This window comes from Pseudohalocynthiibacter sp. F2068 (assembly GCF_023015645.1).
Taxonomy (GTDB): domain Bacteria; phylum Pseudomonadota; class Alphaproteobacteria; order Rhodobacterales; family Rhodobacteraceae; genus Pseudohalocynthiibacter; species Pseudohalocynthiibacter aestuariivivens.
Window position 1 is genome coordinate 459,156 of record NZ_JALKAK010000001.1, and the last position, 6,194, is coordinate 465,349.

The 6,194-nt window shown below is 51.8% G+C and carries 4 protein-coding genes; 1 reads left to right on the forward strand and 3 read right to left on the reverse strand.

The features are described from left to right. Positions 1 to 92 precede the first annotated feature (92 nt). From MWU63_RS02245 to uvrA, 3 genes are all read right to left on the reverse strand, one after another. Positions 93 to 1,049 carry an ornithine cyclodeaminase family protein gene (locus MWU63_RS02245; protein ID WP_213887787.1) on the reverse strand — a complete coding sequence of 319 codons (957 nt, stop codon included), beginning with the start codon at positions 1,047 to 1,049 and terminating at the stop codon, positions 93 to 95. Then, positions 1,043 to 1,933 (reverse strand): PhzF family phenazine biosynthesis protein, encoded by an 891-nt coding sequence (locus MWU63_RS02250; RefSeq protein WP_247076832.1) that lies wholly within the window; start codon positions 1,931 to 1,933, stop codon positions 1,043 to 1,045. The genes MWU63_RS02245 and MWU63_RS02250 overlap by 7 nt, the downstream gene beginning before the upstream one ends. Positions 1,934 to 2,112: 179 nt before the next feature. Further along, positions 2,113 to 4,995, reverse strand: a complete 2,883-nt coding sequence (uvrA, locus tag MWU63_RS02255; RefSeq protein WP_247076834.1) for an excinuclease ABC subunit UvrA — start codon at positions 4,993 to 4,995, stop codon at positions 2,113 to 2,115. Between the two features lie 275 nt (positions 4,996 to 5,270). On the opposite strand from uvrA, the gene MWU63_RS02260 reads away from it, so the two are divergent. Continuing rightward, positions 5,271 to 6,194: IS110 family transposase (locus MWU63_RS02260; RefSeq protein ID WP_247076836.1), on the forward strand; the 924-nt coding region annotated here is incomplete at its 3' end.

A 6,194-nucleotide genomic window follows, 5' to 3' on the forward strand; every position in this document is an offset into this window, starting at 1 on the left:
CCTAAAAATCAAATTGCATAACAATTTGAAAATTCCGAAACTTGGAGGCAGTCCATGGGTCTTGAACGAATGTTTCTTGGGAAACTTCAGATTTAAAATCCGAGCTTGCCAGAAATAACCGCGACGGTAGCTAAATCCTGCACACCAAGCCCAACGAGGCTAGCGATTGTTATGTCATCGTCAGATTTTCTTCCGTTGCGTTTTTGCGAAATGATCTGGCCGAGCTCCGCAATAGACCCCTCGCCGCACTCTGTCAGATATCCGCTATTGTGCAGGTTCCCGTAAACATGCGCGGCATCAACAGCGTCTACTGCAACCACATTTGCGCGTCTGAAACAGTTGATATCCAGTTCTTGCTTCGTCGTATCGTCGGCACCAACAGACATGACGTGTTGGCCCGGAACGAGCCATTTCCCCTGCAGTATGGGGTTTCTTGCAGCGGTTGCTGTGACGACAATATCAACCTGTCGTACCGCGGTTTCCAATTCTGTACAGGAACGAATAGAAAGGGCAGGATGTTCATGCAAAAGCCTTTCACGCAATCTCGCAACCTTCTCAGCGTTTCGCCCCCAAAGCAGAACTTCGGAGATATCCCTTACAGTCAAAACCGCCTGTGCCTGTAGATATGCCTGCGTACCAGTGCCTGTGATCAAGATTCTTTTCGAGTTCGGACGGGCCAGCAGATCTGTCGCAACTGCCCCGGCGGCGGCTGTCCGAAAATCAGATATCACATGGTCATCGCGCAAGATCGCCAGTGGTTTGCAAGTGGAACTGTCAAACACGGCAATCAGGCCGGAAGACGCTGGCAATCCCTGGTCAGCGAGCACCTCTGACCAACCAGCCATTTTCACGGTGAAATAGGGTACATTCTCGATAACTGCGGATTTGACGTGAATGTCTGATTTGTCCGTCGGATGCAGCACTGCAATTGGCGCCTGAACCCTCCCTTCGGACAGATCAATAAAGACTTGCCGCATTGGCCCAATCAATGCGGCAATTGAAAGCAGAGGCCTGATGTCTGACGCCTCAAACACGGGTAGTGCTAACATGGCAATACCTCAAGCTGACCCGTTCCGACAAAAGCGACAGGCCCTCCGACATGAACGCTGGTTACGTCTTCAGGATCGCCAAATGCCGTCACCTCAATTTTGCTCGGGCGTCCCATATAGTGACCTTGCTTTAATAAAAAAGCTTCCGCGTCTCTGACAATGCGATGTTTCAGAGCGTAGGCCCCGACAACACCAGCGGCACTTCCTGTTGCGACATCCTCAACCACACCATCGTTGTTCCAATGACGCCCCTCAAAGGTTTCGGGATTGAACAAATACGCAAATTCTGCGCCATGAGCGCGCAGCTTTTCTTCGAGATCAGGAACGACTATTTTTGCGCGGTCCAAATTCCGACGAACAGGAATTACAAGGTATTTCAACCCGGTCGAGATGACTTCCATAGGCAGGTTGGCAAAGTCAGCTTCCAAAAGGTTAAACGCTTCAGAAAACTCGGCGCGCATTGCATCTGGAATTCGGCCTAAAAACTCTGGCCGCCCCTGATGAAGAACAGCGGAGTATTCCCCTTCCCGCAATTTTGTCTGTACCTGGACTTTACGGTCACCTGTCAGCTTGAAGGTCCAGGTTACATCATCTGCCGAGGCAGATTGACGATGCAAGGTGCAGGCTGCCCCTATAATTGGATGCCCTGCAAAAGGCAGCTCTTCAAACAGGTCAAATACCCGGGCTTGATAGACGTAATGATCCTCTGTCGGATTGAGAAAAATGGACTCGAAATGGCGAAGCTCTTGCGTAATCGAGAGCATTTCCCTGTCGTCAAGTTCGTGACTCTCTGGAAAGACAGCGAGGCTGTTACCGGAATAAGGTGTCTCTGTGAAAACGTCACAATGGACGAATTTCAATGGCGCGCGCGTGTTTGATGGCATGGTCAATCCACATTTATCTTTATCTATATTGCATAATATCTATGTAGAATAACTCAAAACGTCAAGGAGAGGATACGACACCTCATGTGCCCCATCTTTTAATCGACTCCGCCCACGGTACGAAAGCGGGTTTAAACTTTCCGCCTCCGGCGGGGATATTTTAAGGAAAAAGAAAGCGTTTACTCTGCCGCCAAATTCTTGACCTTCAATGGGGCCAGAATGTCTTTCAGGTAGTGACCGGTATAGCTTCGCTCATTCTTTGCAATATCTTCAGGCGTTCCGGTCGCGACGATTTCGCCACCGCCATCGCCGCCTTCGGGGCCGATATCCAGAATCCAGTCAGCCGTTTTAACAACGTCCAGATTATGTTCAATGACGATCATCGAGTTCCCCTGCTCTACCAGTTCATGCAGGACTTCGAGAAGTTTCTTCACGTCTTCAAAATGCAAACCAGTTGTCGGTTCATCCAGAATATAGAGCGTCCGGCCAGTAGACCGCTTTGCGAGCTCTTTGGACAGTTTCACACGTTGTGCTTCACCACCTGACAGAGTTGTCGCTTGTTGGCCGACCTTGATGTAGCCCAGTCCGACCCGTGCAAGCGCAACCATCTTGTCCCGAATACTTGGCACGGCTTTAAAAAACTCTTGTGCATCTTCAACAGTCATATCAAGAACGTCGGCTATGCTCTTGCCTTTAAATTTTATTTCCAGAGTTTCCCTGTTGTACCGAGCACCCTGGCATGTCTCGCATGTCACGTAGACATCGGGCAGAAAATGCATTTCTATCTTGATGAGCCCATCACCCTGACAAGCCTCGCACCGTCCGCCTTTAACGTTGAAGCTAAAGCGCCCGGGCTTGTAGCCGCGCGTCTTTGATTCTGGCAGCCCTGCAAACCAGTCACGAATCGGGGTGAAGGCACCGGTATAAGTTGCAGGGTTTGATCGAGGGGTGCGCCCGATGGGGCGCTGGTCAATGTCGATCACCTTATCGAGGTGCTCTAACCCTTTGATTGTTTCACAGGGCGCTGGGGTCTGGCGCGCGCCGTTAAGGCGCATGGAGGCGGTTTTGAACAAGGTTTCGATTGTCAGCGTCGATTTCCCGCCACCGGAAACGCCTGTTACGCAGATAAACTTACCGAGCGGGAATTCAGCGGTCACCTCTTTAAGGTTATTTCCCGTGGCCTTTACGACTTTGATTTTCTTGCCATTTCCCTTGCGTCTTTTGGCTGGAATACCAATTTCTCGAGCGCCGGAAAGATACTGGCCGGTAAGCGAGGTCGCGTTTGCAACGATGTCAGCAGGTGTTCCCTCTGCAACCACACGCCCCCCGTGCACACCCGCGCCGGGCCCAATGTCGAAGACATAGTCCGCCTCTCGGATCGCTTCTTCGTCATGTTCTACGACGATCACGGTATTTCCCTGATCACGCAGGTTTTTAAGCGTTTGCAACAAGCGGCCATTGTCGCGCTGGTGCAAACCGATTGACGGTTCATCCAGCACATAAAGGACGCCTGTCAGCCCAGAGCCGATCTGGCTTGCCAAGCGTATCCTTTGGCTTTCCCCCCCGGAAAGCGTGCCGGAGTTGCGCGCCAATGTCAGGTATTCAAGTCCAACATTGTTCAGGAATCCGAGCCGTTCGCGAATTTCTTTCAGAATGGCGCGTGCAATTTCGTTTTTCTGCACACCCAGCTTATCAGGGACAATCTTGCACCAATCAAACGCTTCGCGAATCGACATCTGAACAACCTCACCCGCGTGCAGCCCGGCGATTTTGACCGCCAGCGCCTCTGGCCGGAGACGGTAGCCACCACATTCACCGCAAGGCCGGTTGTTCTGGTAGCGTTCGAATTCTTCCCTGATCCAGTTTGAATCCGTTTCGCGATAGCGGCGTTCCATATTTGGAATGACGCCTTCAAAGCTGCGCATAACTTCGTAAACACGTCCGCCTTCGTCGTAGCGAAATTTGATTTCGTCTTCGCCGGACCCATAGAGAAACACCTGTTGAACATGCGGTGGCAGACTTTTCCAGGGCGTGTTTTTGTCAAACTCGTAGTGTCGCGCGATCGCCTCTATCGTTTGCAGGAAATAGGGGGATTTGCCTTTGCGCCAAGGCGCAAGTGCACCATCGTACAGCTTTAGCGCCGCGTCCGGAACGACCAGTCGTTCGTCAAAAAACAGCTCTACCCCAAGACCATCGCAAGACGGGCATGCGCCGAACGGGGCGTTAAAGGAAAACAGCCGGGGCTCAATTTCTGAAATCGTGAAGCCCGAGACCGGACAGGCGAATTTTTCCGAAAACGTAATGCGTTCAGGCACTTCTGGTTCGTCTTCATCTGCACTGGGCACGATTTCGAGAACCGCTATTCCATCTGCCAGATCCAGCGCGGTGCGGAAACTGTCAGCAAGCCTGGTTCCCAGACCGCCACGAATGACAAGGCGATCAACGACAACATCAATGTCGTGGCGGAACTTTTTGTCAAGCGTTGGCGGCTCGTCCAACTCATAAAACGTACCGTCGACCTTTATGCGCTGGAACCCCTGTTTGCGCAGTTCCAGAAACTCTTTGCGGTACTCGCCTTTGCGGTCACGCACGATAGGTGCCAGAAGATAAGCGCGCGTGCCTTCTTCCATCGTCATGACACGGTCGACCATGTCCTGAACCTGCTGCGCCTCTATCGGCAATCCCGTGGCCGGGCTGTAAGGGGTGCCGACACGCGCGAACAGCAACCTCATATAGTCGTATATTTCGGTCACGGTCCCGACGGTGGAGCGTGGGTTTTTAGAGGTGGTTTTTTGTTCAATCGAAATCGCCGGGCTTAGCCCGCTGATGTGGTCAACATCCGGCTTTTCCATCATGTTGAGGAACTGACGCGCGTAAGCTGACAGGCTTTCAACGTAACGACGCTGGCCTTCAGCATAGATCGTGTCAAACGCCAGCGATGACTTGCCAGAACCCGAAAGCCCGGTAATCACAACCAGTTCGTCGCGCGGAATATCGACATCGATCGATTTCAGATTGTGTTCACGTGCTCCGCGCACTTCGATCTTTTTCAGATCCGCCATAGCAGCCCTCATTCATCGGTCATTAATTGATAGGGCACCGGAAGTGAGTCTCCAATCAAAAAATGAGAACAAAGATGGAACTCTTGAAGTTTTATGGAAATACCTACCTACAAGGCCTTCTGAGGAACCGAGCAATCAAACTGCGGGAAGGAACTGTAATTCCGTTAGCCGCTAATTGTCTGCTATGCGGATGGGGTGGATGGCTCCTGCATCATCTGGCGTCACAATGCGCCATAGTGCAGTTGTCTTGAACTGCTTATGAGAGGAGCCACCCAATGGAAGTTACAACAATTGGCCTAGATTTGGCTAAGAATGTTTTTCAAATTCACGGTATCAATGATCAAGGTGAGGTTGCATTCAATCGGGCTCTTAGAAGGGTACAGGTTCTGCCATTCTTTGAACGCCTTGAACCTTGTTTGATCGGTATTGAAGCTTGTGGCACCAGCCACCATTGGGCGCGTGAACTGATCAGACTCGGTCATCACGTGAAACTGATCCCACCAACGTATGTGAAGCCCTACGTCAAGCGTGGTAAATCAGATGCCGTTGATGCAGCCGCTATTTGCGAGGCGGTCACCCGACCAACTATGCGGTTTGTTGAAGTGAAGACGCCGGAACAGCAGGCGATCCTTGCTGTTCACCGCACGCGCGACTTGATCGTGCGACAGCGTACTCAGACCATCAATATGCTGCGGGCACAATTGGCAGAGTTTGGGGTCATCCTGCCCCAAGGCGTTTATCACGTGCTGCAATTTGCCAAAGACTGCGCGAATGGAGACCTGCCTGAACTGCCAACGGATGCAGAAGAGGTCATCTTCGATCTTTGCGATCAGCTGTTGTTCCTACATACGAAGATTTTGCGCCATTCGCGGCATATGACGCAGATTGCCAAGCGGGAGAAACGCGTTGCACTGTTGCGAACGATACCCGGCGTCGGCCCGATCACAGCGTCAGCAATTGTTGCCACGGTCGGCAGCGGCAAGCAGTTCAACAATGGCAGAGAGTTTGCCGCCTGGTTGGGGCTGACACCGCTTAACAAATCAAGTGGTGGGAAAAGACGCATAGGCCACATCTCGAAGATAGGAGATCAATACATACGCCGTTTGTTGGTCCTGGGCATGACGTCCCGCATTCGGTCGATCAGGTCGGAGCCAAAAAAGTTTGATCCGTGGTTTGCAGACATCCTATCACGCAAGCCA